The 27,000-nt window shown below is 43.9% G+C and carries 27 protein-coding genes and 2 other annotated features; of the genes, 3 read left to right on the top strand and 24 right to left on the bottom strand.

The window, feature by feature from the left end:
* Positions 1-12: 12 nt before the first annotated feature.
* The 3 genes from polX to zapA all read right to left on the bottom strand — a co-directional run bounded on the left by polX (position 13) and on the right by zapA (position 2,689).
* Positions 13-1,734, bottom strand: coding sequence for a DNA polymerase/3'-5' exonuclease PolX (polX, locus tag UB32_RS10135; RefSeq protein WP_044393468.1), 1,722 nt, complete (start codon positions 1,732-1,734; stop codon positions 13-15).
* 144 nt (positions 1,735-1,878) lie between these two features.
* Positions 1,879-2,421 (bottom strand): CvpA family protein, encoded by a 543-nt coding sequence (locus tag UB32_RS10130; RefSeq protein ID WP_044393467.1) that lies wholly within the window; start codon positions 2,419-2,421, stop codon positions 1,879-1,881.
* A 7-nt stretch (positions 2,422-2,428) separates the two neighbouring features.
* The gene (gene zapA, locus UB32_RS10125; protein ID WP_044393482.1) at positions 2,429-2,689 is read right to left on the bottom strand and encodes a cell division protein ZapA; all 261 of its coding nucleotides are present in this window, start codon (positions 2,687-2,689) and stop codon (positions 2,429-2,431) included.
* Between the two features lie 109 nt (positions 2,690-2,798).
* Here zapA and rnhC point away from each other — a divergent pair, with 109 nt between their 5' ends.
* Positions 2,799-3,728, top strand: a complete 930-nt coding sequence (gene rnhC, locus UB32_RS10120) for a ribonuclease HIII (protein ID WP_044393462.1) — start codon at positions 2,799-2,801, stop codon at positions 3,726-3,728.
* Between the two features lie 151 nt (positions 3,729-3,879).
* On the opposite strand, the gene pheT is transcribed toward rnhC, so the two are convergent.
* From pheT to UB32_RS10105, 3 genes are all read right to left on the bottom strand, one after another.
* A complete protein-coding gene (gene pheT / locus UB32_RS10115) occupies positions 3,880-6,294 on the bottom strand; it encodes a phenylalanine--tRNA ligase subunit beta (RefSeq protein WP_044393459.1) in 2,415 nt (804 codons plus the stop codon).
* Positions 6,295-6,313: 19 nt separating this feature from the next.
* A complete protein-coding gene (gene pheS / locus UB32_RS10110) occupies positions 6,314-7,351 on the bottom strand; it encodes a phenylalanine--tRNA ligase subunit alpha (RefSeq protein WP_044393458.1) in 1,038 nt (345 codons plus the stop codon).
* A gap of 55 nt (positions 7,352-7,406) precedes the next feature.
* Positions 7,407-7,653: a binding site (T-box leader), on the bottom strand.
* A 44-nt stretch (positions 7,654-7,697) separates the two neighbouring features.
* Positions 7,698-8,462, bottom strand: a complete 765-nt coding sequence (locus UB32_RS10105) for a TrmH family RNA methyltransferase (RefSeq protein WP_044393457.1) — start codon at positions 8,460-8,462, stop codon at positions 7,698-7,700.
* A gap of 117 nt (positions 8,463-8,579) precedes the next feature.
* Between UB32_RS10105 and sspI the strand changes: the two genes are divergently transcribed.
* On the top strand, positions 8,580-8,792 hold the full coding sequence (gene sspI, locus UB32_RS10100) for a small acid-soluble spore protein SspI (protein ID WP_044393456.1): 213 nt from the start codon (positions 8,580-8,582) through the stop codon (positions 8,790-8,792).
* Positions 8,793-9,120: 328 nt separating this feature from the next.
* Here sspI and UB32_RS10095 read toward each other — a convergent pair whose 3' ends face one another.
* Positions 9,121-10,206 carry a M42 family metallopeptidase gene (locus UB32_RS10095; RefSeq protein WP_044393454.1) on the bottom strand — a complete coding sequence of 362 codons (1,086 nt, stop codon included), beginning with the start codon at positions 10,204-10,206 and terminating at the stop codon, positions 9,121-9,123.
* 76 nt (positions 10,207-10,282) lie between these two features.
* The gene (locus tag UB32_RS10090) at positions 10,283-10,774 is read right to left on the bottom strand and encodes a dUTP diphosphatase (RefSeq protein ID WP_044393452.1); all 492 of its coding nucleotides are present in this window, start codon (positions 10,772-10,774) and stop codon (positions 10,283-10,285) included.
* Positions 10,775-10,892: 118 nt separating this feature from the next.
* Between UB32_RS10090 and UB32_RS10085 the strand changes: the two genes are divergently transcribed.
* Positions 10,893-11,279: a hypothetical protein gene (locus UB32_RS10085; protein WP_044393451.1), complete on the top strand. Its 387-nt coding sequence runs from the start codon at positions 10,893-10,895 to the stop codon at positions 11,277-11,279.
* A gap of 239 nt (positions 11,280-11,518) precedes the next feature.
* Here the strand turns inward: UB32_RS10085 and UB32_RS10080 are convergent, their stop codons facing one another.
* The 16 genes from UB32_RS10080 to polA form a co-directional block, all read right to left on the bottom strand.
* The gene (locus tag UB32_RS10080) at positions 11,519-11,791 is read right to left on the bottom strand and encodes a DUF1294 domain-containing protein (protein WP_044393449.1); all 273 of its coding nucleotides are present in this window, start codon (positions 11,789-11,791) and stop codon (positions 11,519-11,521) included.
* 58 nt (positions 11,792-11,849) lie between these two features.
* Positions 11,850-12,209 carry a 50S ribosomal protein L20 gene (gene rplT / locus UB32_RS10075; protein WP_044393448.1) on the bottom strand — a complete coding sequence of 120 codons (360 nt, stop codon included), beginning with the start codon at positions 12,207-12,209 and terminating at the stop codon, positions 11,850-11,852.
* Positions 12,210-12,246: 37 nt separating this feature from the next.
* On the bottom strand, positions 12,247-12,447 hold the full coding sequence (gene rpmI, locus UB32_RS10070; protein WP_044393446.1) for a 50S ribosomal protein L35: 201 nt from the start codon (positions 12,445-12,447) through the stop codon (positions 12,247-12,249).
* 16 nt (positions 12,448-12,463) lie between these two features.
* Positions 12,464-12,967 (bottom strand): translation initiation factor IF-3, encoded by a 504-nt coding sequence (infC, locus tag UB32_RS10065; RefSeq protein WP_044393445.1) that lies wholly within the window; start codon positions 12,965-12,967, stop codon positions 12,464-12,466.
* Positions 12,968-13,090: 123 nt separating this feature from the next.
* Positions 13,091-13,218: a sequence feature (ribosomal protein L20 leader region), on the bottom strand.
* Between the two features lie 159 nt (positions 13,219-13,377).
* Positions 13,378-15,309, bottom strand: a complete 1,932-nt coding sequence (gene thrS / locus UB32_RS10060) for a threonine--tRNA ligase (RefSeq protein ID WP_044393439.1) — start codon at positions 15,307-15,309, stop codon at positions 13,378-13,380.
* 359 nt (positions 15,310-15,668) lie between these two features.
* Positions 15,669-16,544, bottom strand: coding sequence for a sporulation protein YtxC (gene ytxC, locus UB32_RS10055; RefSeq protein WP_044393438.1), 876 nt, complete (start codon positions 16,542-16,544; stop codon positions 15,669-15,671).
* Between the two features lie 131 nt (positions 16,545-16,675).
* Positions 16,676-17,608 carry a primosomal protein DnaI gene (dnaI, locus tag UB32_RS10050; RefSeq protein ID WP_044393481.1) on the bottom strand — a complete coding sequence of 311 codons (933 nt, stop codon included), beginning with the start codon at positions 17,606-17,608 and terminating at the stop codon, positions 16,676-16,678.
* A 5-nt stretch (positions 17,609-17,613) separates the two neighbouring features.
* Positions 17,614-19,020: a replication initiation and membrane attachment family protein gene (locus UB32_RS10045; protein ID WP_044393432.1), complete on the bottom strand. Its 1,407-nt coding sequence runs from the start codon at positions 19,018-19,020 to the stop codon at positions 17,614-17,616.
* Between the two features lie 51 nt (positions 19,021-19,071).
* Positions 19,072-19,530, bottom strand: a complete 459-nt coding sequence (gene nrdR / locus UB32_RS10040) for a transcriptional regulator NrdR (RefSeq protein WP_044393479.1) — start codon at positions 19,528-19,530, stop codon at positions 19,072-19,074.
* Between the two features lie 130 nt (positions 19,531-19,660).
* Positions 19,661-20,065, bottom strand: coding sequence for a hypothetical protein (locus UB32_RS10035; protein WP_044393431.1), 405 nt, complete (start codon positions 20,063-20,065; stop codon positions 19,661-19,663).
* A gap of 104 nt (positions 20,066-20,169) precedes the next feature.
* Positions 20,170-20,550 carry an adenosylmethionine decarboxylase gene (gene speD, locus UB32_RS10030; protein WP_044393430.1) on the bottom strand — a complete coding sequence of 127 codons (381 nt, stop codon included), beginning with the start codon at positions 20,548-20,550 and terminating at the stop codon, positions 20,170-20,172.
* A gap of 241 nt (positions 20,551-20,791) precedes the next feature.
* Complete coding sequence (locus UB32_RS10025) at positions 20,792-21,823, bottom strand: glyceraldehyde-3-phosphate dehydrogenase (RefSeq protein ID WP_044393429.1); 1,032 nt, start codon at positions 21,821-21,823, stop codon at positions 20,792-20,794.
* Between the two features lie 188 nt (positions 21,824-22,011).
* Entirely contained in the window at positions 22,012-22,608 is a 597-nt protein-coding gene (gene coaE / locus UB32_RS10020) for a dephospho-CoA kinase (protein ID WP_044393427.1), read from the bottom strand.
* 26 nt (positions 22,609-22,634) lie between these two features.
* Positions 22,635-23,267, bottom strand: a complete 633-nt coding sequence (ytaF, locus tag UB32_RS10015; RefSeq protein ID WP_044393425.1) for a sporulation membrane protein YtaF — start codon at positions 23,265-23,267, stop codon at positions 22,635-22,637.
* 84 nt (positions 23,268-23,351) lie between these two features.
* Positions 23,352-24,179, bottom strand: coding sequence for a DNA-formamidopyrimidine glycosylase (mutM, locus tag UB32_RS10010; protein ID WP_044393421.1), 828 nt, complete (start codon positions 24,177-24,179; stop codon positions 23,352-23,354).
* Positions 24,180-24,205: 26 nt separating this feature from the next.
* Positions 24,206-26,833 (bottom strand): DNA polymerase I, encoded by a 2,628-nt coding sequence (gene polA, locus UB32_RS10005; protein ID WP_044393420.1) that lies wholly within the window; start codon positions 26,831-26,833, stop codon positions 24,206-24,208.
* Positions 26,834-27,000: the final 167 nt, after the last annotated feature.

Genomic DNA, 27,000 nt, shown 5'->3' with positions numbered 1-27,000 from the left:
CGAAGAACCCCCTTATTGATTACGGTCGTGCAGGAAATCAACCAATCCATCGAGCCCAAGAGCATTCAGGACGGATGATTCCTGAATCCAGCCTTTTCTGGCGGTCGTTACGCCAATTCCCATATGTTCCAGTGTATCTACTTTGTGGGCGTCTGTATTAATGACAATTTTCACACCCTCATCCTGAGCTTTTCTTAAATATTCCGCCGCTAGATCAAGTCTGTTAGGATTGGCATTCAGTTCAAGCGCTGTATTCGTTTCCTTCGCAAGCTTGATCAGCATATCGATATCAACCGAGTATCCCTCTCTGCGGCCAATCAGTCGTCCCGTTGGATGGGCGATGATATCAACATGTGCATTCTCCAACGCTGTCTTCAGCCGAGTCATGATTTTTTCGGTCGGCTGTGAAAACGAAGAATGAATCGATGCGATGACCAAGTCCAGCTCAGCGAGCAATTCATCTTCAAAGTCCAGGGTGCCATCCGGTAAAATATCCATTTCGATACCTGTCAAAATCGTGAAGTCATCGAATTTCTTATTCAGTTCTTTCACTTCTTCTATTTGTTTTCGCAAGCGTTCAGGCGTTAATCCGTTCGCAACCTTAAGGAATTGAGAATGGTCGGTGATAGCCATGTATGTATAGCCTTTTGCTATACATTCCCTGGCCATTTCTTCCATTGAATGCCCGCCATCGCTCCATGTTGAATGCATATGAAGATCGCCCTTTATCGCGTCAAGAGTGATCAGTTTCAAATCCTTATTGTATAACTCAACCTCCGAGCCGTCTTCTCGTAATTCTGGCGGAATAAACGGAAGGCCGAAATATTGATAAAATTCCTCTTCCGACTTAAAAGTGGTGACTTTACCCGTCTCTACATTCTCCACACCATATTCGCTGATTTTCTCTCCCTTTTCCTTCGCAAGCTGCCTCATTCTCACATTGTGCTCCTTCGACCCAGTAAAATGATGGAGTGCGGTTGCAAATTCCTCTGGTTCGACAAGCCGAAAATCCACATTCACATCGTAGTCAAGCGCGAGAGTGACAGAGACTTTTGTGTCGCCTGAAGCAATGATTTCTTTGATTTTCGGGAGTTTGACCAATTCGTCCTTCACTGCGGAACGATTTGCGGAAGCGATGATAAAATCGAGATCCTTAATTGTCTCCCTCATCCTTCGCAAGCTTCCGGCTCTTGAAAATTGTTTAATACTGTCTATCTTTTGAAGATAGGATTCCATTAATTCAGCAACTGGAAGCATGTAGGCAAGCGGAAGCCTTTCCGGTCTTGTGCCAAAGTTTTCAATCGCTGCAAGAATTTTTTCTTCTGATTTTTTGCCAAAACCAGCGAGATCACGAATCTTTCTTGCCATGGCAGCTTCCTCCAGATCATGGACACTTTCTACACCGAGCTCTTTATACAGCTTGGCAATCTTTTTGCCTCCCATACCAGGCAGCTGCAAAAGTGGGATGAGGCCGCTTGGCACTTCTTCCTGCAATTCCTTTAACTCGGTCGACTGACCTGTTTCCATGAATTCCAGGATGACTGCTGCAGTACCTTTTCCAATACCTTTGAGTTCAGTAGGGTCTCCCATTTCCGACATGCTGCGTTCATCCCCTTCAAGAGCAGCAGCAGCCTTGCGAAATGCGGATACCTTAAATGGATTCTCCCCTTTTAATTCCATATAGATAGCAATCGTTTCAAGCAATCGAACGATATCTTTTTTATTAACAGACACAAATTCCACCTGCCTTTTCCATTTCTGAACCAGTTTTACAATCCTGTCTTGGCCATTGTCTCTATTTTATAGAAAACCAGCTCCACTGTGAAATTAAATGACACTTTTTCGCCGGATAAAAAAAACTTCTCCGCAAAAGAGAAGTTATGCAGCCTTGTATTCAATCCAAAGTTGTTTGATTTGTTGGGAAAATACTGGAGTATTTTTAATGATGTTCTCGGCTAGAATGGAATCGTTTAAAGGTCCCTGGATCGCCGGGATCGGCAGCAGTGCCGCAATGTAGAGAATGATAAACAGCAGCAGGTACACTTCTATAAAACCAAGGATTCCTCCTGCCCACACATTCAGCTGCTTCAGAATCGGCAGATGTGCGACAAAATCAAGCATCGAGCCGATGATTTGAAGCAGTATTTTCACAGCGAAGAAGATGATTGCGAACGCAATGGCCCGGTAATAAGCATCTTCTAAATTTGTATTCTCCAATAAAAATTTGAATGTAGAATTGCTGTCGAGATTTGGATACGGAATCCATAACGTCAGCTTGGGAGCAAGCTGCTCATAATAAACATACGCAACAACGAAAGCTGCGATAAAACCGGCCAAGTGGATGGTTTGCAGGATAAAGCCCCTTTTCAGTCCTACCATAAATCCCATGACCAATATAGCCAAAACGGCGAGATCAAGCATGCATTATTCAGTCCTTTAACCTTTTAATTTCCGCTTCGAGCGCTTCCATACGATCTTTCATTTTTATGTAATCATTAACAGCGTTCACTGCTGTTAACACAGCCAATTTACTAGTATCAAGTGACGGATTCGCTGAACCAATTTCCCGCATTTTATCATCTACCATCGAGGCAATGAGCCGGATATGGCTGGTGCTTTCTATGCCGACTATAGTATACTGCTGTCCATATATATCGACAGTCGACCGATTTTTTTGTGTGTCTGACAACATTTTTGCCCCCTTCATAAGAATCCTATTTTATACTATAACATGAACGTAAAAAGCTGGGAAGTAGTTGGCTATCCGATTCATAACTTTATCAAGGGAGTGGAGCACGATGGGAAATAGTGTCCTACAGAAAAGTCCGGAAGAAATCAGAAAGATGAAGGAGTATTACAGCAAGTTTCTGATTGAGAAGCTTCCGCCTGGCAGTGTTTTTGCCGCAAAAACACCTTCCTGTGCGATAACTGCCTATCAATCAGGGAAAGTGTTGTTCCAGGGAAAAGACGGAGAGAATGAAGCAGCAAAGTGGGGCGCGGCTACAGCTGCTTCCGCCAAAAAGAGCCCAGCGTCTGTGCCAGGGGCCCACTTACCGAAGAATATTGCAGAAATGTCAATCATCGGTTCCGATGAAGTTGGAACCGGAGACTATTTCGGTCCGATCACGGTCGTTGCCGCCTATGTTAGAAGGCAGGATATCCCTGTGCTAAAAGAGCTCGGTGTCCAGGATTCTAAAAATCTCAAAGATGATAAAATCATCGAGATTGCCAAACAGCTTGTTCCCTTTTTGCCTTACAGCCTGATGACCTTACATAATGAAAAATATAACGAGATGCAAATGAAGGGCATGTCCCAGGGAAAGCTGAAGGCGCTGCTGCATAATCAGGCAATCGGCCATATGCTTGAAAAAATCGCTCCGGAAAAACCAGAAGCGATTTTAATTGATGAATTTGCAAAAGAAGCTATCTACTTTGCCCATTTGAAAGGACAAAAGAAGATCATCCGTGACAATGTCCTATTCAGTACAAAAGCAGAAGGAATCCATCTCGGTGTTGCCGCAGCATCGATCATTGCCCGCTATGCGTTTGTCCGCCATTTCGAAAACCTCAGCAAACGTGCAGGATTCACGATTCCGAAAGGTGCAGGACCTGCTGTTGATAAGGCGGCGGCCAGGTTGATAATCGAAAAAGGTGTGGAAATACTGCCTGAATACGTCAAGCTTCATTTTGCCAATACTGAAAAAGCGAAGAAGATCGCCCGCGTGTAGCATTGGGGAAAATGCGCTGGTTTTTCCAGTTCGCGGAATTGTGGGGGATTTTCGCGGGAATGTCCGTGATTTTCGAGGAATTGTGGCACTAATTCGCGGAATCGCAGAATGGATAAACAAAAAAGGCAGCCCGGGGGCTGCCTTTTCCTGTTTATCCTCTTAAAACTGCTCCAGCTTTTTCTTCAAGTTTAGCAAGGACTTTATTATGAACTTTTGCAATGTCTTCGTCTGTTAAGGTTTTCTCTGGATCGAAGTATTTCAACGAGAATGCAAGTGATTTCTTGTCATGCTCCATTTTTTCGCCTTCGTAAAGATCGAAAACACTCACTTCCTTCAACAAAGATCCACCTGCTTCGGAGATGATCTTCTCCAGGTCGCCAGCAGCTTTTTTCTTGTCAACAACAAGTGCAATATCCCTTGTGATCGACGGGAAGCGCGGGATTGCTGTGTACTGTAATGGTGCTGTTTCTGCTTCCAATAATGATTTTAGTGATAACTCGAATACATATGTCTCTTTCAAGTCAAGCGTTTTTTGCATGGTTGGGTGAACCTGGCCGATAAAGCCGATCACATCGCCATTCAGGAAAATTTCAGCCGTGCGTCCAGGATGCAATCCATCAAGCTCCGCCTTCTGGAATCCAAGCTGGCTTTCAAGGCCAAGCTTGGCAAACAAGCCTTCCACGATTCCTTTTAGAACGAAGAAATCAACAGCCTTTTTTTCACCCTGCCATGGATGGCTTTCCCATAAGCCGGTAATTGCGGCAGCAAGGTGCTCCCGTTCTTCCGGAAGTTCCCCATCGCTGTTCTTCAGGAAGACGGCTCCTGTTTCATAAACAGCGACACTGTCGTTCTGGCGGGCATTATTGTATTTGAGCACTTCCAGTAGTTCAGGAACGATGCTCAGACGCAGATGGCTGCGGTCCTCGCTCATCGGCATCGCCAATTCCACTGGCTCGTATTTCTCCAAAGCATATTGTGTGGCTTTTTCAGCGCTAGTCAGAGAATAAGTTACAGCCTGGAAAAGTCCGGCTCCTTCCATAAAATGACGGACGAGACGGCGCTTTTTCTGGTAATTTGAAAGATGTCCCGGTGTGGACGGTCCTTCAGGAAGAGTCGTTGGCAGGTTATCATAGCCATACAGGCGGCCAACTTCTTCGATCAAATCTTCTTCTATTGTGATGTCCCCACGGCGTGTAGGTACAGTAACGGTAATCGTCTCGTTGTCGACGGATGTAGCAAACTTCAGACGGGCAAAAATGTCCTTAACCTCGTTCATTTCCAGTGTTGTACCTAAAATTTTATTGATTTTTCCAAGCGTTGTGGAAACAACTGCCGGCTTCACATCTAGAGCATCCGCTTCGACAATACCGCCAAGCACTTCTCCGCCCGCTAGTTCGACCATCAATTCGACGGCGCGTTCTGCTGCTGGACGAACTCTTTCAGGATCGACGCCTTTTTCATAGCGTGAGCTTGCTTCGCTTCGCAAACCATGGTCTTTGGAAGCCTTTCTGATTGCTCCGCCAGTAAAATAAGCAGACTCAAGCAGTATGGTCGTCGTATCGCTGCTGACTTCAGAATTCGCTCCGCCCATGACACCCGCAAGTGCCACAGGCTCTGTTCCGTTCGTAATCACCAGGTGATCCGGAGTCAAAGTCCGTTTCACATCATCAAGTGTTTCAATCACTTCGCCATTCCCAGCTCGGCGGACAAGAATCTCTTTAGACCCTAGCTTATCGTAATCGAACGCATGAAGCGGCTGACCATACTCCAATAAAATAAAATTGGTAACATCCACTACGTTATTATGCGGACGGATACCGGCAGACATCAATCTTGTTTGCAGCCATACTGGTGATGGACCGATTTTTACATTCTTAATGATCTTTGCAACATACAATGGATTGTCTTCTTTTGCTTCAACCGTTACTTTGATATAGTCGCTCGCCTGTTCAGAAGAAGTTTTCGGCTGCGGATTTGGAATTTTCACCTCTTTGCCGAGAATTGCTCCTACTTCATAGGCAACTCCAAGCATGCTCATCGCATCTGCCCGGTTTGGCGTCAGGCCAAGCTCAAGGATTACATCATCCCTGTTTAGGACCTCAAGCGCATCTTGGCCGACTTCCGTATCCGATGAGAAATTATAGATACCTTCAGCATATTCTTTGGGAGCCAGCTTGCCTTCGATCCCCAATTCCTGTAGGGAACAAATCATCCCATTTGATTCTTCGCCGCGAAGTTTCGCTTTTTTGATTTTGAAGTTTCCAGGCAGTACAGCCCCTACCGTCGCAACCGCAACCTTTTGGCCTTTGCCAACATTCGGCGCGCCGCAAATGATCTGGACAGGTTCACCGCTGCCAATGTCAACGAGTGTCTTGTTCAGTTTTTCAGCGTTGGGATGCTTTTCGCATTCCAGCACATGTCCGACAACGACACCCTTCAAACCTTCATTCAATTTTTCTACGCCTTCTACTTCAATGCCGCTCTTCGTAATCTTTTCAGCAAGCTCTTCAGCAGATATGCCGGCCAAATCGATATATTCCTGCAGCCATTTATACGATACCAACATGGTTTTTCCCTCCTACTCCTTATTCTTCAACTGAAAATTGCTTCAAAAAACGGACATCATTCGTATAGAAATGACGGATGTCATCGACTCCATACTTGAGCATCGCAATCCGCTCTGGCCCCATGCCAAAAGCAAAGCCAGTGTATTTCTTTGAATCATAACCTGCCATTTCCAGGACGTTCGGGTGAACCATTCCTGCACCAAGAATTTCAATCCAGCCTGTTCCCTTACATACGCTGCAGCCGGATCCTCCGCAAATTTTGCAGGAAATATCCATTTCGACGGATGGCTCCGTGAATGGGAAGAAGCTTGGGCGCAGACGAATTTCGCGGTCTTCGCCGAACAGTTTCTTTGCAAAAACTTCAAGCGTTCCTTTCAGGTCACTCATCCTTATATTTTCATCAACAACAAGCCCTTCAATCTGCATGAACTGATGGGAGTGGGTCGCATCGTCGTTATCACGGCGATAAACCTTGCCCGGGCAGATGATTTTAACAGGCCCTTTGCCCTGGTGCTTTTCCATCGTCCGTGCTTGCACAGGAGATGTATGTGTGCGCAACAATGTTTCTTCAGTGATATAGAAGGAATCCTGCATATCCCGTGCCGGATGCCCCTTTGGAAGATTCAGCGCTTCAAAGTTATAGTAATCTTTTTCCACTTCCGGGCCTTCTTCGACCGTATAGCCCATGCCGATGAAAAGATCTTCGATTTCTTCGATGATGCTTGTCAGTGGGTGATGACTGCCCATTTTGACAGGTCTGCCAGGGAGCGTCACATCCATTTCTTCGGCTGCCAATTGCTTTTGCACGGCTGCTTCCTCTAGCTCCTTTTGCTTTCCTTCCATTTGACCAGAAATTGCATCGCGGACTTCGTTAGCCAAGGCACCCATTTTCGGCCGTTCTTCAGCCGATAGCTTGCCCATTCCTTTCAAAACTTCTGTGATTGGACCCTTTTTCCCAAGATAGGAAACGCGAATATCATTCAATTCTTTCAGGTCAGCTGCAGCAGCTACTTTTTCTAGCGCCTCTATCTGCAGTTCTTTTAAACGATCCTGCATGGTGAATCCTCCTTCTTATTTTTCATTTTTGAACACAAAAAGACCTCATCCCATATAAAGGGACGAGGTTAAGGTTATCGCGGTACCACCCTTTTTAACAGATAATACAATTATGTATCACGTGTTCGCTTCATTAGGATAACGGCTTGTGCCGATGCATCTTTACGCTTCTGTAAAAGCGGTCCCGATGCCAACTCTGGAGGTGAACTTCGCTCGTCTGTTCCATAAAAATGCTTTCAGTCATTGGCATTTTCTCCCTGAATGGCCATCTTCAAGCTACTTTTCTCCGTCATCGTTTTTAAAATAGTAAGTTTGCTGTTTATTATATTATAATCTTGGCGCAGTATCAAATGGTTTTAGAGCCTATTTTTAAATAATAGAGCAAAATACCTGCGGCGACAGCGACATTCAGGGATTCACTCTTGCCGTATATCGGGATATAAAGGTTTTGTGTTGTTTTTGCCAGCAGCTCCTTGTTTACTCCGCTTCCTTCATTCCCCACCAGCAGTGCAAAGGACTCCTTGCTTTCAGCCTCTGTAAAAATCACCCCATTTTCAAGTGACGTCCCATAAACAGGGATGTTGTCGGTTTGTAGTTTTGTAATCCACTCATGAAGATCGCCGTTTAAAACCGGCAAGTGGAAGTGACTGCCCTGGGCTGAACGCAGCACCTTCGGGTTAAACAGATCGACGCTGCCTTTGCCGACTATTACAGCATCCATCCCGGCTGCATCAGCTGTCCGGATCATCGTGCCTAAATTTCCTGGATCCTGTACAGCATCAATCAGCAGAAAGGTCCTTCCATTGGCAATATTCTGTTTTGACTGGCGACAAACAGCAAAAATGCCTTGAGTAGTTTCGGTATCGGCAAGCTGGAGGCTGATATCATCGGTCACAACCGTTACAGAGATCGAACCGTAATCCATGCCGGGCGGTAATTCCGTTTTTTCGCTTAAAATGATTTCTTCTACATCTTCTTTTTTTGTAAGTGCTTCTTCTACTAAATGAATGCCTTCAACAAGAAACATTCCGGATTTATCGCGTTCTTTTCTCGTCTTTAACTTCTTCCATTGTTTGACTTGCGGATTTTTATCAGATTGAATGTACTTCAATTCTGGCTCTCCTTTGTTATGGCTTGTTCCATTTTCCAATTATAGCGCAAAACGGATACATAATAAAATCAAAATAGTTAATCCTATAACGGACATTGGAAAGGAGTTTGATCAAGAATGAACCTAAACCTTAGAAACGCTGTCATATCAAATGTAGCAGGGAACACACAGGACGAGTTGAAGGACACCATCGTCGACGCAATCCAAAACGGCGAAGAAAAAATGCTTCCAGGACTCGGAGTGCTGTTCGAAGTAATCTGGCAAAACGCATCCGAAGCGGAAAAGCAGGAAATGCTGGATGCTTTGGAATCAGGATTAAAGGGAAAATAGCTTTTTTGGAAGGACTCCTTATATATAAGGGGTTCTTTTTATTATATCTCATTCTTGTTTTTTCTATTTTATGGAAAAAATAGAGATTATCGTTCATTTGGGAGAGATTATACCTATTTTTGGAGAAATTATCGTTCATTTGCGAGAGATTATGGCTATTTTTCGAGAGATTATGATTCATTTCGGAGAGAATATGGTCATTTGTCATTCATTCCGTAGTGATACCAGTCCAAAATGTAGGGATGAAAGAGAATTGCCGTTTATAGGAACAAAAAAATTGTCCAGAAAACATGTTTCAGCTGTTTTCTGGACAATTTAATCTTATTTTTTATTCATACGTAAGTTTTTCGACTGTGTCTTTGTCAAGACGCTTGATGACTTCCACGATCAGCTTTACAGCGTTTTCGTAATCGTCACGGTGAAGCATCGCTGCATGTGAGTGGATGTAGCGAGTCGCAATTGTGATAGACAACGCCGGTACACCACGATGTGTTAGGTGGATCGCCCCTGAGTCTGTTCCGCCGCCAGCGACTGCGTCGAATTGGTATGGAATATGGAGCTCGTCGGCCAAGTCGGTTACAAAATCACGCAGACCTTTGTGAGACACCATAGATGCATCATAAATGATGATTTGCGGACCTTCCCCCATTTTGCTTAAAGCTTCTTTTTCTGTGACGCCTGGAGTGTCGCCGGCAATACCTACATCAACGCCGAAACCGATATCAGGTTCAATCATCTGGGCAGACGTTTTTGCCCCTCTAAGGCCTACTTCTTCCTGAACTGTTCCAACGCCATATACTACATTCGGATGCTCTGTATCTTTAAGTCCCTTCAAGACATCGATGGCAATCGCACAGCCGATTCGGTTATCCCACGCTTTCGCAAGCAGCATTTTTTCATTGTTCATGACAGTGAATTCAAAATAAGGAACGACCATGTCTCCAGGTGTGATCCCCCATTCCTTCGCTTCATCCCGGCTTGATGCACCGATATCAATGAACATGTCCTTTATATCGATCGGCTTTTTGCGCACTTCTGCAGAAAGGATGTGAGGCGGCTTTGAGCCAATGATTCCTGTAATTTCTCCTTTGCGAGTTACAATTGTTACGCGCTGTGCCAGCATCACCTGGCTCCACCAGCCGCCGACTGTCTGAAAGCGGATGAATCCCTTGTCATCAATGCTTGTCACCATGAAACCTACTTCATCCAGATGGCCGGCAACCATGATTTTCGGCCCATTTGCATCTCCAACTTTCTTGGCAACAAGGCTGCCTATTCCATCCGTTGTAACTTCGTCAGCGAATGGAGTTATGTATCTCTTCATTACTTCTCTTGGCTCACGCTCATTGCCGGGAATGCCTTTGGCATCGGTTAAATCTTTTAACATCGTCAATGTTTCATCTAATTTAGCCATTATTTCGACTCCCTCAATATATATTTTTGCTACTTAATTATACTAGATATCTACTACAATGTACAAAAAATTCTGCCTAATATCCTGATCGCTGCCTTTGATAATTTACTTCATTTTTCGCAATATATGCCTGTTCAATTTGCGTATCATTTAAACCAAGCAGCTGGGCAAGCTTTATATAGCCTTGAAATAATTCTAGATAGGAGTCCCTGCTGCGGCTGTTCCTGAATTTTTGGACAGAGTCGTAAATTGCCAATAGCTGTCTAGTTGCTTCGGTTTCAGTTGATGTGCCTGGCAGAATAGATTCCATATCATCAAAACCACACTCAATCCCGAGCGACAGGATAAAATGGACACCATCCACAAATTCCTCCAGTATCACTTCTGTTTCTGCCGCTGGTTTCACACTCCAAAATTTAAAGCACCTAGTCTCATTCGCAAGCTCTCCTATTTCCACTAGCAATGCAAGCAGCTTGCGGTCAAATAAATCATCATTCTCTAATTGATGGTGCCGCTCAATATAGCTGTCAAGTGCTTTTTGCATCTGAAATAGTTTGTTCGTATTCATAATTTGGCTTCACCTCGTATTTTTTTTACCCAAAAAAAGTATAGATCAATTATCAATTGGTTGAAACTATTTTGAATCTCATCCGTAAATAAGGAAATTCCGTATTGGAGGGGCAGTTATGATTCTGCTTTTACGTCTTATTTTCTTGCTACTATTCCTTTTCCTAATCTACAGTGGAGGGAAGTATGTATTCCACCCGAAACGGAAGCTGGAGCTTGCACATGAGCAGAAGCGCTTCTTTTTATTGGATGACCAAACCAATGCCCGCAAAAACTTTTTGGTGACTTACAAAGGGGTTTTGTTTGAGGGAGAGAAGTATGTAAGTATAACTTCGTCTGCACTCGAAGTCGTTTCCATTTTCATCTGGCCCAAGGAAACTTCTTCCTTAAAGAGACTCGTGCTTGAAGACTTCCAGTTTATCGAACAAAAAATCCGTGACAAGTATCCCGACGCTAAAATCGACTGGAAAAGCCCAGTTAAGGAATTTATGGCAAACGATAAATGATGAAATGGAAAAGCGTCCGGCCCTATTACGGACGCTTTTGCTATCTTAGGCGGCCCAAAGCATCTCAGGGGGGCAAGAAGTCTGTCCGATAAAAATTTTTTAGCGTATAATTCTGCGAGAATGCTTCCTATTCATCCGTTTTATTGTATAAAAACATTCATTTTAAATAAAAATACGTGGATTTCACTCCGCCGGACAGACTCCTAGACGCTGGAGCTAAATGAAACATCTTTGCACTATTATCCGAACAATGTAAATAAATAGGCAAAGATACCAATCTCGATCACTGCAAGAATCGGCATGCCATACGCAAATTGGCTATGCTTCGTCTTATGCCTAAAATACTTCATTCCTGTTGTTGCCCCAACCGCTCCGCCAAAGAAGGCAATATACCAAAGTGTTTTTTCCCTTATTCGATATTGATTGTGTCTTGCTCGCCGTTTATCCAATCCCATGGTCAAAAATGCCCCTAGATTCATCACAAAAATCAAGCCAGCAAAAATTTTTTCCATAACCCCACGTCCTCATAGTAAAAGAAAAACCACCCTCCAGTGAGAATGGTTGTCTTCCTTACTTGTTTAATTGTTGCTTTGCTGTATCAGCCAACTGAGTGAATGCTTGAGCATCGCTTATTGCCAATTCAGCAAGCATCTTGCGGTTTACTTCGATACCAGCAAGCTTAAGGCCGTGCATTAACCGGCTGTATGAGAGACCGTTCATGCGTGCTGCTGCGTTGATACGAGCGATCCAAAGTTTGCGGAAGTCGCGCTTCTTCTGACGACGGTCGCGGAATGCATACATTAGGGATTTCATAACCTGCTGGTTAGCAACTTTGTATAATGTATGTTTAGAACCATAATAACCTTTAGCTAATTTGATGACTTTTTTACGACGCTTGCGCGTAACTGTACCGCCTTTTACACGTGGCATGTAATTTCCCTCCTATATAAATCGAGATTTCTCGAGTTTACTTAATGTTGTCAAGCATGTGACGAATACGTTTGAAATCGCCTTTGGAAACCATTGCAGATTTGCGAAGCTTACGCTTAGCTTTTGTAGATTTGTTTGCGAATAAGTGGCTAGTGAATGCGTGTGAACGCTTAAGCTTGCCAGTTCCAGTTTTCTTGAAACGCTTGGCTGTGCCGCGGTGTGTTTTCATTTTTGGCATAGGGACTTCCTCCTCGTTACTTTTCAGTTTTGGGTGCTAGTACCAGGAACATGCTTCGGCCATCCATTTTTGGATGCGATTCGATTGTCGCTACTTCTTTGCATGCTTCTGAGAAGCGATCAAGAACACGCTGACCGATTTCCTTATGAGTAATAGCACGTCCTTTAAAACGGATGGATGCTTTTACTTTATCGCCTTTTTCCAAGAACTTGATAGCGTTGCGAAGCTTCGTGTTGAAGTCATGCTCATCAATTGTCGGGCTAAGACGGACTTCTTTTGTTGTGATGATCTTTTGGTTCTTACGTGCTTCTCTTTCTTTCTTTTGCTGTTCGAACTTGAATTTTCCGTAGTCCATAATTCTGCCTACAGGAGGCTTCGCGTTCGGAGCAACAAGCACAAGATCAAGATTGACGCGCGTTGCGATCTCAAGAGCCTCAGCTTTGGATTTAATTCCTAATTGCTCGCCGTTTTGATCAATCAGACGAATTTCGCGAGCGCGAATTCCCTCGTTTAATAACATCGCATCTTTGCTAATAATTAGCCACCTCCATGGTTTTATCGAATACATTGTTAAGGAGAAGAAGTATATTGCAAGGACAAAGCCTTTTATCTTGCTCACCCAATAAGAGTCCATTTTTATTTTGCAATAAAAAAAGTGCAGGCAATGACACCCACACTTACGGAAACAAAATAATCAGACGTTTACGTATTACCTGCCAACAGCTGTGAATGCGTCAGCCAGGTGAGAAGCGGGTGCTTCTTCTTTCCTAAAACTTGTATTCAGTTCACTCTTGCTAATATAGCATAATGTATTTGATGTGTCAAACGAATTAACTGCAACAAAAGGTATTTTAGCAGATAGCCATACAGGCTGCAATCTTTTTTTTACATAAAAGCCGATTGAATACGAACTTGTGATCAAAGCCTTTCCTATATCTTCGCGTCCTTCCTGAATAATTCAAGGAATTCATCGAAGGAGATAGTCTCGGAATTCTGTTCGCTGTATGGACGGACGTTGACTGATTTGTCGGCAACTTCCTTGTCTCCGACAACCAGCATATAAGGAATTTTCTGCATTTGCGCTTCCCGAATTTTGTAGCCAATCTTCTCATCACGGCCGTCCAACTCGACGCGGAAGCCTTCTGCTTTCAGCTTTTCCTGGATTTCCCTTGCATAATCATAGTGAACAGCAGGTGAAACCGGGATGATTTGAGCCTGAATTGGAGCCAGCCATGTCGGGAAAGCTCCCTTGTATTCTTCGATCAAGAAGGCAACGAAACGTTCCATAGTCGAGACAACACCACGGTGGATAACAACTGGACGATGCTGCTTGCCGTCTTCCCCGATATAAGTCAGGTCAAAACGCTCAGGAAGCAGGAAATCGAGCTGAACAGTGGACAATGTCTCTTCTTTGCCAAGCGCAGTCTTGACCTGCACATCCAGCTTTGGTCCGTAAAATGCCGCTTCCCCATCTGCTTCAAAATAATCGAGTCCCATTTCATCCATCGCCTCTTTAAGCATGGACTGAGCCTTTTCCCACATTTCATCATCATCAAAATATTTCTCTTTGTCTTCTGGGTCGCGGTAGGACAGACGGAACGAGTAATCAGTCATATCAAAATCAGCATAAACTGCAAGCACAAGTTCAACGACACGTTTGAACTCTTCTTTTATCTGATCCGGGCGAACAAAAAGGTGAGCATCGTTGAGAGTCATTCCTCGCACACGCTGGAGGCCAGCCAATGCGCCGGACATTTCATAACGGTGCATCGTTCCAAGCTCAGCAATCCTGATCGGCAGCTCCCTATAGCTGTGGATGCTGTTTTTATACACCATCATATGGTGAGGACAGTTCATCGGTCTCAAGACAAGCTGTTCATTGTCCATTTCCATGACCGGGAACATGTTTTCCTGGTAGTGGTCCCAGTGGCCGGAAGTTTTGTAAAGCTCGACACTGCCCAAGACTGGTGTATACACATGGTCATAGCCGAGGCTGACTTCTTTATCGACAATATAGCGCTCAATGATACGGCGGATCGTCGCGCCTTTCGGAAGCCAAAGCGGAAGCCCCTGACCGACCTTCTGCGAGTTTGTGAACAGGCTCAGTTCTTTGCCAAGCTTGCGGTGGTCACGTTCCTTCGCTTCTTCAAGCAGTCTTAAATGCTCCTTCAGATCCTCCTTGTTGAAAAAGGCTGTACCGTAAATACGTTGAAGCATTTTGTTGTCACTGTTGCCGCGCCAGTAAGCACCGGCGATGCTCAGCAATTTGAATTCCTTCAGCTTGCCAGTAGAAGGCACGTGTACTCCACGGCAAAGATCGACAAAGTCTCCCTGTTGATAAAGAGTGACCTTCTCATCTGCCGGAATCGCTTCAATCAACTCTAGCTTATAAGGATCGCCAAGGTCATTAAAAAAGCTAACTGCTTCTTCACGGCTTACTTCTTTGCGGACAATCTCCAGATTCTCGTTGATGATTTTCTTCATTTCCTTTTCAATCTCCGGCAAATCTTCCGGAGTAAGCGAATGCTCCATGTCGATATCGTAATAAAAGCCGTCTTCAATTACTGGCCCTACCCCGAGGTTTACCCCTTTATACAGGCGTTTGACTGCCTGTGCCATTAAGTGAGCGGTACTGTGTCGCAGGATTTCAAGTGCTTCTGGGTGATCCGGAGTGACAATTTCGATCGCCGCATCTTCCTCGATCGGTCTGCGGAGATCATACGGCTTTCCATTCACCATTCCGGCAATGGCCTTTTTTTTAAGCCCCGGACTGATTGAACTGGCGATATCTTCTGTAGTAATGCCTGCCGGAAAATCCTTCACTGCTCCATCTGGAAACGATATTTTTAACATGTCTGCCATTGGCTTTTCCTCCTATTCCTATGTGGCGCAATTTTTGCGCAAAAAATAAAAAACCCGTCCCTAAAAACAGGGACGAGTTTGATCACACGTGGTTCCACCCAATTCCCATTCCTGCGCAATACTCATGCATGAATGGCTCTGGTTGCGATAACGGCTTCTGCCGCCAGCCAATACTTGCCCTAAAGGCGTTCACAGCTGGAGTTTAGAGGTGGTAAGCGTTTCTTTTGTGTTAGGAAGTTTTCAGCCGCGCCTTCCCTCTCTGCAAACCTTTCAAGAATGCCCATATCCTCATCATTACATTTACTATTCGTTTAGTATGTAGGTAATTATAGTTTGTAATGTTTTGAAAATCAAGTGGGCTATCGGATGTTTTCATGATCTTCATTCAAAAAATTTACTCTTTCCTGTTCGAAAGTGGAAATTGGGTTGATTTTCACCCGTTCCTCAAACAAGTTAATGATCGTTCTCACTAACGGCTGATGCGCATCATCAGTGTAGAGGAAAATCGTTTGCGGTGCGATCGACAGCAGCGGCGCAATCGTTCCGGAATCGACGTAGACTGGGTGATTGACAAGCAGTCTTCGGTCAATCGTTTTAACCAATTCATTCCGCTTCATTTCCGTAAACTCCTGATTAAAGAAGGCCATATTTTCATCGATGACCAAATATAAATAAGGCATTTGCGGGCTTCTGTCTTTCAAAAAACTTCGCAATGTATGAAGAAACACCTGATACTCCTGTTCCATTTTATACTCATCAATGGCGATTTCTATCCATTTGGTAAGCTGTTCAAAATAAGCCTTCAGCCTGAATACGACAAAGGAATCAAACGAAAATGAGATCCGCTCATCAAGAATATCATTGATTGACTTTTTAATGTCCCCTGGTTCTTCGACACCTTCGATAAAAGTGGCCAGTTCCTTTCGGTTCCCTTCGAGGACTGAATAGAGGATATCCAGGATTTGATCCTGTTCTTCCCTTTCTGTGTAAAAATAAGATTCTGCTAGGATGCTTCTTAGCCAGTCATCCCGTTTCAGTTTCAAGATAAAATCATGCAGGCATATCTTCAATTCCGCTAATTTTCCTGTCGCAAAAAACGCTTCTGGAATCAACACTCTATTTTGATCTTCATTTAGAAGAATGGAACTTTTTTCCTGCAAAGAAGCAAGTCTGGTAACTAAATATTGGTATAATTTCCAGGCATCCTCGTTTTTTTGGAAGATGATTTCAATCAACCATATCCCCCCTTTTAAATAATCCCTGATTATATATATGGGGGACTTAGACAATTTAGAAGTCTCTAGATGGCCTGAGAAAAAGTAAAGAACAAAAAAAATAGGCTACAGCCTTCTCGCTGCGCCTACTTTTACACTCTGCGGTTCTTGCCCTCTACTTTAACCGGCTGAGCAAGGTATTTGATTCGTTCCATAATTCTTGCCGCCTTTAGCTGCTCTTCTTCTCCTCGTTGGCTGTGTGTCAGATGGTGTTCAAGCCCGGGAAGATCGTAGTTGGAAGTAAAAAAGGTAGGTAAATTTTCAAGCATGCGAAATTGCAGAATTGTTCCAAGGATTTCATCCCTGACCCAGCTGCTCATCGTCTCCGCTCCAATATCATCAAGCATCAGGACATCGGCCTTTTTGATCGCTTCCAGCTTGTCGTTGACCGAATGATCCCCAATCGCATTCTTCATTTCTCTGAAAAATTCCGGAACATATACAATCAAAGAACTGATCTGCTTTTGGGCCAATTCGTTGGCAATCGCACCAAGAAGGTATGACTTGCCCGTTCCGAACGGTCCATGCAGGAACAAACCTTTTTGTTTCAGGCCAGGTTCATAGTTTTCAACAAAATCCTTCGCCAATTTTATCGCTTTGAATCTCGCCGCGTCATCCAGTTCAATTTCCCCAAAGGATGCTTTAAGGATTTCCTTCGGCACATAGATGCTGTTGATCAGCCGAGCGTTCTTTTGCTGCTCATCATACATGACCTTCTTTTTACAGCGATCGTATTTAACATCAATGTATTTGCCTTTAATAAAAAGCTGAGGTTCATAGCCTTTGATCATATTTTTGCAAGCTGTGAGACTTTCACAATTTTTACAATTCTTGCTCTGGTTGGAATACTCATACAGCTTGGACATGCTGCCATCAAGCATTTCCCTGGTGATAAAGTCTGCATTTTCATCGAGGAATTGTTTGATGGTCTGATCTTGCATGACCTGTCTTTTGAGTGCCACATACCGGTCCTGAAAGCTTTCGTTATTAGCGAGCTTTTTCAGCGTTTCGTTTATGTTTTGCAGCTGAATCACCTCCCGGATTTAAATTTTTTCAGCTCTTCCTCCAGCTTTTTCTTCTCTATTTCAAAGTCAGGATCTTCTTGATTTTGCGGTTGATCCCGTCCATTCTCGCTCTTTTTCTCAAACCAGTCCGGCAACACTTCCTTGCGGACAGATTTCCGTTTTCCTGATGCAGCTGGCGTTTTCTTTCCTTCTGCCCAATCGAGGTATTGTCGATGTTCACTTTTCGCCAGCTCCATGGCATCCGTTACCGTCGAGATTTTTTTCCTCGACCAGTGGCTGGCGATTTTCTCGATATATGCTTTTGTCAGCTTCATATTTGTTTTGATCATAACATATTGGACCAAAACATTCACGACACCCGGAAGCAGCTTTTGCTTGAACATGACTTCTTCAATGATCTGCAGATCAGATTTGGAAGGTTCAGCACCGCCTGATAAATCAATCAACAGTTGTCTAGGAGATGTTTTTTCAAAATAATGAACCAATTCTTCTTCTTTCGTTTTTGGCTGATCGATCCCAGCTTTGTGCGGAAAAGGCTGAGTTCGGTCCAATAATGCCGGCAGTTGGTCCTGGTATTCAAATTGGTACCAGTCTCTGGCCGCCTTTCTCAATTCCTCGATATCGATTTCACTATCATCTGTAACCGCACTCAAGACGATATTTTTCATCTTTATTGCATCAATTCCGTACAGGAAGGCAAGATTGCTGATTGCTTCTTTCACCTTTGTCGTAAAAGCCTTTTTAGGGATCAAGGAATCCTGAATCCCTCCGACTAACAGATCGAAATTAAATTCTGCCGTGTTTATTTGGATTTTGTTAGATTCCTTCCTGCCGATGAAGGTTTGCGTTTCCGCTTCAGTAAGATCGGCGGCTGAATCCTCATTATACAAGAGAGCCTGTGGCGGAACAGAAAGAAACACATCTTGAAAAGCCTTGGTAATCTCAGAATATCCTGGCTCTGCCTCAGGCAGCTTGTCACTAAAAAACTGCTTCAGTCTCAAGAACTGATTTTTTCCGATTTTCCGATATAAATACACATTCAACATACCATCCAGAAAAAATTGTTGCGGACTAAGCGGCGGCTGTAATTCATAAATGAAGGAACGGCCATCTTCACTATTTTTCACATACGTCTTCAGCAACCCCATGCCTTCAAGTTTTTGGCGGGCATGAAAAATTTCCTTCAAATTCAGATCCATGATTGCCATCAGGTTATGATGTGTACCAGACTGCGACCAAAGCCGATTTTCTTCAATTTCAGCCCACAAGGTCATATACAAGCTTAAGCAAGTCGGACCAATCAGCGGCTGGTACAAAAAGGTGAGCACCTTGCGATCATAATCATGCAGCAGGCCGCCGGCTGCAACATGATACCGGTCAATAGGCACGGTCTCTTGCCAATGCTGCGTCATCCTTTTCCCCCCCACTCTGTCCATTACAATCGATCACAATTTCCCTATATGTTATTGTTCTTTTTTCAACAGCTCTTTCAGTTCATCAATGAAAACATTGATATCCTTGAATTGACGGTAAACGGAGGCAAAGCGGACATAGGCGACTTCATCAATTTTGGCCAGCCGATCCATTACCGTCTCACCCACTGCCTCACTCTTGACTTCTGATACCCCATGGCTTCGCAGTTCTTTTTCCACCTCGGAGATTAAATCCTCCAGCTCTTTTAGGGCGACCGGTCTTTTTTCACATGCCTTCAGTAAACCGCGAAGGAGTTTCTCCCGATTGAACTCCTCACGAGTACCATCTTTTTTCACAACAATCAATGGGATTTCTTCTACTTTTTCAAATGTGGTAAAGCGAAAGCCGCAAGCTTCACATTCCCGTCTTCGGCGAATGGATCGGCTGTCGTCCACCGGTCTTGAGTCAAGTACCCGAGTGGAATTATTTTGGCAAGTTGGACATCTCATCTCGATCAGCTCCGAATAGTTAAAATAGAGAATATATGAGCGAAGGACCATTCGCTTTATCCACCAAAAAGTCCATAAGCAATCTTTATCTCTTTATCTTATAAAAAAGCAGCATTTGGAACAAGAGAAACTATTGATTTCCATATTTACCTGCTCCAATGAAGGGAAATGTTTTACCTAACTTTTCGTATATCTTGAATACTTCTTGTCTCAATGCAGGATTCATTCCTGCCAATGAAAACCTTTCTGTAGAAATATGTAGGTCGACCGCTGTCTCAAATGGTTTTGTCGTGATAATGGTTACGGTTAAAAAACTCTGAATCCTGCCGTTTAGCTCCGCCGAGATTTCCCCATGTTCCTTTGATACGCTTGTAATTCGAGCTGTGGGATCAACTTTCAGCAGATCCTCGACTGCCTGGAATACCTGATTGAAATTTGCTTTATAATAACGGGTACGCAATTGTTCATCGCTGTTATTTTCACTCGTTCCACTGTATTTCTCGTATCGCCTAATGATCGATTTTAAAAAAGACATCGATAATCCTCCTGCACCTTTTTTCTATCTACAGTTTACCTTACTTTTGCCACAAATAAAAAGAGGTGTATCGCTACACCTCTTGAAATTTTTCATTTTTTTAATTATAGAGCCTTCGCTTGTGCTTGTTTGACATGCACAGGACCCATACCGCGTGGAATTTCAATATTTTCACGTGTTTGTGCACCTAGAGCTTCAGCAATATAGTCTGCTGCAATATTAGGATCCAGATCGCCGCATGTGTAAACATCAATGCTGGCGTATCCGTGCTCCGGAAAGCTGTGAATAGTTAAATGAGATTCAGAGATAATGACAACTCCGCTCACACCCTGCGGCGCAAATTTATGAAAAGCAACTTCGCGGATTTCAGCACCTGATTTCAAAGCAGCTGAAACGAAAGTTTGTTCAATAAAATCCATATCATTCAATTTTTCAAAATCGCATCCCCAAAGTTCAGAAATTACATGACGACCTATTGTTTCCATATTCAATTTCCCCCTCTAACAATATTAGAATGAAATTCCTATTTTCAATGGTATCTTAACTACCACGGGGGAAAGTTAGTCCAAAGAGGTCCTAACCCTTTAAGTAGCCAATTGGTACCGCTATTAAGAAGTTCACGATGACTAGTATACTTCGTTTATATTTATTTTGCAACATATGAAATTAAATTTTTCTGTTACGAACAAAAGCCTGCCGATTTGGCAGGCTTTTCTGTATGGTTCCTTATCCAGCCTTTAAAGCTGCTGAGATGGACATTGCCTCGGCAACGTGTTTAGTCAAGTCTACTACCCTGCTTGAGTATCCCCATTCGTTATCATACCACGCAAGTACCTTGACTTTGTTGGCGCCAATTACCATTGTAGACAATCCATCAATGATTGCTGAGTGTTCATTTGTATTGAAATCGATGGATACGAGGGGATCGGTTGTGATGTCCAGTATACCCTTAAGTTCCCCTTTTGCAGCTGCATAGAACGCATTGTTCACTTCATTGGCAGTTACTTCTCGCTTCAAATCAACAACCAAATCTACAAGCGAAACATTTGGTGTCGGTACCCTTAGTGCCATGCCGTGGAGTTTTCCCTGCAACTGTGGAAGGACGAGTGACAGCGCCTTTGCTGCCCCTGTTGATGTAGGGATGATGGATTGGCCGCAAGCCCGCGCACGGCGCAAGTCTTTGTGTGGGTTATCAATATTATTTTGATCATTTGTATAAGCATGCACAGTTGTCATCAAGCCATTTTCGATTCCAAAATGGTCATCCAGCACTTTTGCGACAGGTGCCAGGCAATTCGTCGTGCAAGAAGCATTGGAAATGATGTCATGCTCACCAATGTTTAATGCATTTTCATTCACGCCCATCACAATCGTAACATCTTCATTTGTGCCTGGTGCAGTGATAATAACCTTCTTTGCGCCTGCTGTTAGATGAAGTGACGCCTTGTCACGTGAGTTGAATTTTCCTGTAGCCTCGATGACAATATCAACTTTCATTTCTTTCCACGGAAGCTCAGCAGGATTGCGATTGCTTAATAGTCTGACAGCTTTTCCATTTACCATCAAGTGACCATCAGCTGAGTCAATCTCTCCTTGAAATGGACCATGAATTGAATCATATTTAACCAAATGCGCCAGTGTTTCAGCTGGATAGCTCGCATTAATCGCTACAACCTCAAGATTTTCCTCAAGAATGGCTTTCCTGAATACCATTCTGCCAATTCTCCCAAAACCGTTTATCGCTATTCTCGCCTTCATAGTACGGCCCCTTCCAAAATAGTGTCATACTTATATCCCGTTGTTATGGTATTAGTATAACATATTTTCCTTTTCCGCGAGATATAAATGCACACATTATAAAATTTAAAATAATTCTGATATTCATTATCAGGGAATATGGCCTAGGATAGGAACGAGGCAAAAGAAAAAAGAGCCTATTCAGCTCTTTAGATTGCCCATTTATCCAAAATTTTCATTAATTGCTCTCTTGATTGCTCGATCGTACCGTTATTATCGATCACTTCGTCAGCCAACACAATCTTATCCTTCAAGGGCATCTGTGATCTGATTCTTGTAATTGCTTCCTCTTCGCTAAACCCATTCCTGCCTATCAGCCGATCTAGCTGTGTTTTCTCATCGACATAGACAACGATGATTTTTTCAACCAAGCCTGTTAGCTTGCTTTCAAACAGCAATGGAATATCTAGAACCACGGCTTTTTCATTAGAAGCTACCGCTTGCTGCCTTTTAATCGCCATTCGCTCGCGCACTGCAGGATGGACGATCGAATTGAGCTTCAGCCTTTTTTCCTCGTTGGCAAAAATAATGGATCCGAGGGCGGAACGGTTAATGCTGCCATTCTGTTCTAAAATTCCCGGACCGAAATGACGGACAATTTCCTGATATGCTTGTTCTCCTGGTTCAACAGCAAGCCTTGCCTCTATATCGGCGTCGATCACAGTGATGCCAAGCTCAGTGAACATCGCCGATACCGTGCTTTTCCCGCTCGCTATCCCTCCTGTTAATCCAATGATTAGCGTCATCTACTTTTATCCCTTCATCCAGTTTGCTAGAGCTTTAGCAGTCCAATGACGATCAATAAAATTCCTGGTACAAATGAAAACTTCTGCAACCAGCTACTCTCTGAAAAATAACTGCCCATTCTCATGCCGGCGTAGACGAACAAGGAACTCATGAACGCCACCGTCAAAGCAAGATACCCAGGCGAAAAGCCCAATAAAGCCGCACCAATCCCGGCTCCGAATGCGTCAAGAGAAAGAGCAAGACCAAGCATGACTGCTTCCATTCCATTGATGGTTCCCGATTGGTCAAAGTCAGCCGACATCGGTTTTCTTAAAATATTGATCACAATGCCTAGTGATTTAATTTCAAAATTCAGGATGATTTTTTCATGACAGTCCAACTCTGACTGGTCCTCGCGGAAAAACTGAAATAATACCCAGCCACCCAATACGATCAAGACCATACCACCTAGCATCTCTGCCAATTCAGGTGAAAAAAAACTCTCGAGAAAATGTCCGATCAACATTGCAACCATCAGTACAGCTGCTGAACAGAGCGCAATGACAGCAATCGATTTAACCGGAAATTTCATTTTCCGCAGTCCATACGTTAGCCCTACACTGAAACTGTCAATACTGACAGCGAATGCAAGTAAAAGCAGCGAGATTATTTGTGCCATATCAAAGCCCCTTCCTGTCAATCGCTACGTTAGTATATGGAAGGAGCCTAGATATGGTGAGAAAATCAACAGGCGATTATAGTTTTACAGTTTTTGGCATGTTGGACAAAAGTGGGTCCCTCGTCCACCGACGACCGTTTTTTCCAATAGTGTGCCGCACACTTGGCACGGTTCATTTTTGCGTCCGTACACGAGCAGCTGGAGCTGGAACATGCCAATCTGGCCCTGGGAATTGACATAGGAGCGGATGGTGCTGCCACCCTTCTCCACAGCCTCCGAAAGCGTACGGACAATTTCCCTGTAGAGGACAATTTCTTCTTCCTGAGACAATGAATTAGCAATCCGTTCCGGGTGGATTTTCGCCCGAAAAAGCGCCTCATCGACATAAATATTCCCAAGGCCGACAAGGATCTTTTGGTCAAGCAGCGCAGGCTTTATTTTCCGAGTGGTCCTTTTAAGCTTTTCCGACAGCCATTCTACTGAGAAATCGGCTGAAAATGGCTCAGGCCCCAAATCAGCGAGTGGCTGCGAATCAAATTCCGTCCCTTTGGCGTAAAGGTGCATCGTCCCAAATTTGCGGACATCCCTATAGCGCAATTCTTTCGCGTCGGTAAAATGAAAAATGACATGTGTATGTTTTTCAACAGGTTCTTCTGCGCTGAACAAACCGTACTTCCCTTCCATCCTAAGATGGGAGACAAGTGCATAGTCATCGGTGTAAAAGATCAGGAATTTGCCTCTTCTGCCGATTTCGTTGATTGTCTGTCCGCGCAGGGCATCCGAAAATTGTTCCACTTCATTTGGCTTTTTAATCATCTTTGGCCAAAAAACGGATACTTGGGCGATTTCTTTTCCCAAAGCGAGCACCTCAAGCGTGCGTCTGACTGTTTCTACCTCTGGAAGCTCAGGCATCCTATCCCGCCTTTCCTCTTCTTACTTTATTTCGCATCGTACCATGTTGGCCCGTAGGAGAAGTCCACCTTCAAAGGTACCTTTAAATCGATTGCGTTTTCCATTACTTCCGGAACTATTTTTTTCAAGCGCTCTATTTCATTCTGCGGCGCTTCAAAAATTAATTCATCGTGCACCTGAAGGAGCAGCCTCGTCTTTAGCCCTTCTTCACGCAGCCTTTCCGCCATATCGATCATCGCCTTCTTGATGATATCAGCCGCGCTTCCCTGTATGGGTGTATTCATCGCCGTCCGTTCAGCAAAACTTCTCAGATTGAAGTTGCGCGCAGTAATTTCCGGTATGTATCTGCGACGGTGCAGCAGTGTCTGGACATACCCCTTCGCCTTCGCATCTTTCACGATTTCATCCATATATTCTTTTACACCTGGATAGCTCTCCAGATAGCGTTCAATAAATTCCCCAGCTTCTTTTCTTGAAATGTTCAGGCTTTGTGATAGGCCATAATCGCTGATTCCGTACACGATTCCGAAGTTAACCGCCTTCGCATGGCGGCGCATATTCGAAGTAACCTCCTCTTTGCCGACATGGAAAACTTCCATCGCTGTCTTTGTATGGATATCCATATCATTGCGGAATGCATCGATCAGTTTTTCATCCCCGGCAATATGGGCGAGGACACGCAGTTCAATTTGCGAATAGTCGGCCGCAAAAATCACCCAGTCTTTTTCTGAAGGAACGAATGCCTGCCTGATTTTCCGCCCTTCCTCCAGGCGAATAGGAATATTTTGCAGGTTAGGGTCCGTTGAACTGAGCCTGCCGGTAGCAGTCAACGCCTGGTTAAACCTTGTATGGACTTTATTTGTCTCCTTATTTACAATCTTTTGCAACCCTTCAATATAGGTTGACTGTAGCTTGCCAAGCTGGCGATAATTCAGTATTTCTTCGATGATTTTATGCTTCGATGCCAATTTTTCCAGGACATCTGCAGAAGTGGAAAAACCGGTCTTCGTTTTTTTAGCAACAGGAAGACCGAGTTTTTCAAACAGAATTACTCCCAATTGCTTCGGTGAATTGATATTGAATTGTTCTCCTGCTAGCTCAAAAATTTTCGTTTCGATTTCAGCAAGCCTGGATTTGATTTCTTCACCCATATTTTCGAGGCGAACCGTGTCTAACTTGACACCCTGGTATTCCATATCTGCCAGCACCAGCGATAATGGCATTTCCAAGCTGCTGAACAAATCATGCTGATCATTATCCCATAGATCCTGCTCAAGCTTTTCCTTTAAGGCTACAAGAACATCTGCCTTGCGCACCAGGTGCTCCGCTAGTTTGGTTTCTTCGGGAATCTTACGTTTGGCACCTTTTCCAAAAACCGCTTCGTCGGATTGGACAATCAGGAAGCCATGCTGCCTGGCGATGGCAGCCAGATCATCCGGCGATTCGGAAGGATTTAGGATATAGGATGCCAGCGCGACATCGAATTCAGCACCTTTAAGATGGATGCCATGATGGCGCAATGAAACCTCAGAACGCTTCGCATCGTAGACTATCTTTTGGCTGGACTCATCTTCAGCCCACTTTTTGAATGCTTCCGATGCCAGCGCCGTTTTTACAGGCAGATAGTAGTGTCCAGTTTCATTCACAATCGCAAAACCGACGATATCAGCGTAGTGATAGTTATCCTCAAGGATCTCGACGTAAAAGCCGTTTTCTTTCGCAAAAATGTCTTGGTCAACTGTGTCAATCTGCTTATACTTCATGTCTTCAAGCTCGATCGTTTCCGTCACATCCGTGTCAAGCTTGTCCAATAACGAGTTAAATCCGAGTTCTTTAAACATTTTCACCAGCTTCTCGTTCTCTGCGCCTTCATATTCCAGTTCACTCAACTCGATGACTATCGGCGCTTGACGATTGATGGTTGCAAGTTCCTTACTCATGATCGCCTGGTCTTTGAATTCTACAAGCTTATCCTTGAGTTTTTTTCCACTAACCTGGTCAAGCGATTCCATCAGCTTTTCTAGCGAACCGTATTCCTTCAACAGCTTAATCGCTGTCTTTTCACCTACACCAGGAACTCCTGGGATATTATCTGAGGCATCCCCCATGAGGCCTTTCATGTCAATAATTTGTATAGGGGTCAGCCCGTATTTCTCCTTAATATGATCAGGGGTATACTCCTCGATATCCGTTATCCCTTTCCGAGTGATGTTGACAATCGTTTTATCTGAACTCAATTGAGTTAAGTCCTTATCACCGGATATGACCTTTGTATCAAAACCTTCTTTTTCTGCTAGCAAACTGAGGGTCCCGATAATATCATCGGCTTCATAATTTTCGAGTTCATATTGGGCAATTCCATAAGCTGTCAGCAATTCACGGATAAAGGGGAATTGCTCAGAAAGCTCTGGCGGCGTCTTTTGCCTGCCACCTTTATATTCACTGAAGGTTTTATGCCTGAAGGTTGTTTTTCCTGCATCAAATGCAACAAGAATATGGGTAGGCTTTTCCTCCTCAAGAATTTTCATCAGCATCATCGTAAATCCGTAAACTGCATTTGTATGTATTCCTTTTTCATTATTCAGCAGTGGCAAAGCGAAGAACGCACGATAGGCGATACTGTTGCCGTCAATCAATACAAGCTTCTTGGACATGCCATCCCTCCTCCAGGATCATGAGAATTTTCTTCCTATTTTATCACGAGAGACGATAGAAAGAAAAAAATAAGAAAAAAGCACAAGCGGGGTCTGCTTGTGCTTTTTTCGGTTCCTTGGATGAAGGGGTTTTCACTAATGATGATACCCGTAAAGTGTTAAGAGAA

This window comes from Mesobacillus subterraneus, assembly GCF_000934845.1.
Classification (GTDB): Bacteria; Bacillota; Bacilli; order Bacillales; family Cytobacillaceae; genus Mesobacillus; species Mesobacillus stamsii.
The sequence above is the reverse complement of the archived record's forward strand: the minus strand, read 5'-3'. Positions and strand labels throughout refer to the sequence as shown.

Excerpts from the sequence above, each read along its gene's own strand:
- mutM (WP_044393421.1), bottom strand. The coding sequence starts at position 24,179 with ATGCCTGAGCTTCCAGAGGTAGAAACAGTCAGACGCACGCTTGAGGTG.
- pheT (WP_044393459.1), bottom strand. The coding sequence starts at position 6,294 with ATGTTGGTATCGTATAAATGGCTGCAGGAATATATCGATTTGGCCGGC.
- UB32_RS10130 (WP_044393467.1), bottom strand. The coding sequence starts at position 2,421 with ATGCTTGATCTCGCCGTTTTGGCTATATTGGTCATGGGATTTATGGTA.
- ytaF (WP_044393425.1), bottom strand. The coding sequence starts at position 23,267 with ATGGCACAAATAATCTCGCTGCTTTTACTTGCATTCGCTGTCAGTATT.
- UB32_RS10025 (WP_044393429.1), bottom strand. The coding sequence starts at position 21,823 with ATGAAGGCGAGAATAGCGATAAACGGTTTTGGGAGAATTGGCAGAATG.
- coaE (WP_044393427.1), bottom strand. The coding sequence starts at position 22,608 with ATGACGCTAATCATTGGATTAACAGGAGGGATAGCGAGCGGGAAAAGC.
- UB32_RS10045 (WP_044393432.1), bottom strand. The coding sequence starts at position 19,020 with ATGACGCAGCATTGGCAAGAGACCGTGCCTATTGACCGGTATCATGTT.
- sspI (WP_044393456.1), top strand. The coding sequence starts at position 8,580 with ATGAACCTAAACCTTAGAAACGCTGTCATATCAAATGTAGCAGGGAAC.
- speD (WP_044393430.1), bottom strand. The coding sequence starts at position 20,550 with ATGGAAACAATAGGTCGTCATGTAATTTCTGAACTTTGGGGATGCGAT.
- pheS (WP_044393458.1), bottom strand. The coding sequence starts at position 7,351 with ATGCAGGATCGTTTAAAAGAACTGCAGATAGAGGCGCTAGAAAAAGTA.
- UB32_RS10035 (WP_044393431.1), bottom strand. The coding sequence starts at position 20,065 with ATGTCTTTTTTAAAATCGATCATTAGGCGATACGAGAAATACAGTGGA.
- UB32_RS10095 (WP_044393454.1), bottom strand. The coding sequence starts at position 10,206 with ATGGCTAAATTAGATGAAACATTGACGATGTTAAAAGATTTAACCGAT.
- UB32_RS10080 (WP_044393449.1), bottom strand. The coding sequence starts at position 11,791 with ATGGAAAAAATTTTTGCTGGCTTGATTTTTGTGATGAATCTAGGGGCA.
- rpmI (WP_044393446.1), bottom strand. The coding sequence starts at position 12,447 with ATGCCAAAAATGAAAACACACCGCGGCACAGCCAAGCGTTTCAAGAAA.
- UB32_RS10090 (WP_044393452.1), bottom strand. The coding sequence starts at position 10,774 with ATGAATACGAACAAACTATTTCAGATGCAAAAAGCACTTGACAGCTAT.
- infC (WP_044393445.1), bottom strand. The coding sequence starts at position 12,967 with ATGTTATTAAACGAGGGAATTCGCGCTCGCGAAATTCGTCTGATTGAT.
- rplT (WP_044393448.1), bottom strand. The coding sequence starts at position 12,209 with ATGCCACGTGTAAAAGGCGGTACAGTTACGCGCAAGCGTCGTAAAAAA.
- thrS (WP_044393439.1), bottom strand. The coding sequence starts at position 15,309 with ATGGCAGACATGTTAAAAATATCGTTTCCAGATGGAGCAGTGAAGGAT.
- UB32_RS10085 (WP_044393451.1), top strand. The coding sequence starts at position 10,893 with ATGATTCTGCTTTTACGTCTTATTTTCTTGCTACTATTCCTTTTCCTA.
- polA (WP_044393420.1), bottom strand. The coding sequence starts at position 26,833 with ATGTCCAAGAAGCTTGTATTGATTGACGGCAACAGTATCGCCTATCGT.
- rnhC (WP_044393462.1), top strand. The coding sequence starts at position 2,799 with ATGGGAAATAGTGTCCTACAGAAAAGTCCGGAAGAAATCAGAAAGATG.
- nrdR (WP_044393479.1), bottom strand. The coding sequence starts at position 19,530 with ATGAGATGTCCAACTTGCCAAAATAATTCCACTCGGGTACTTGACTCA.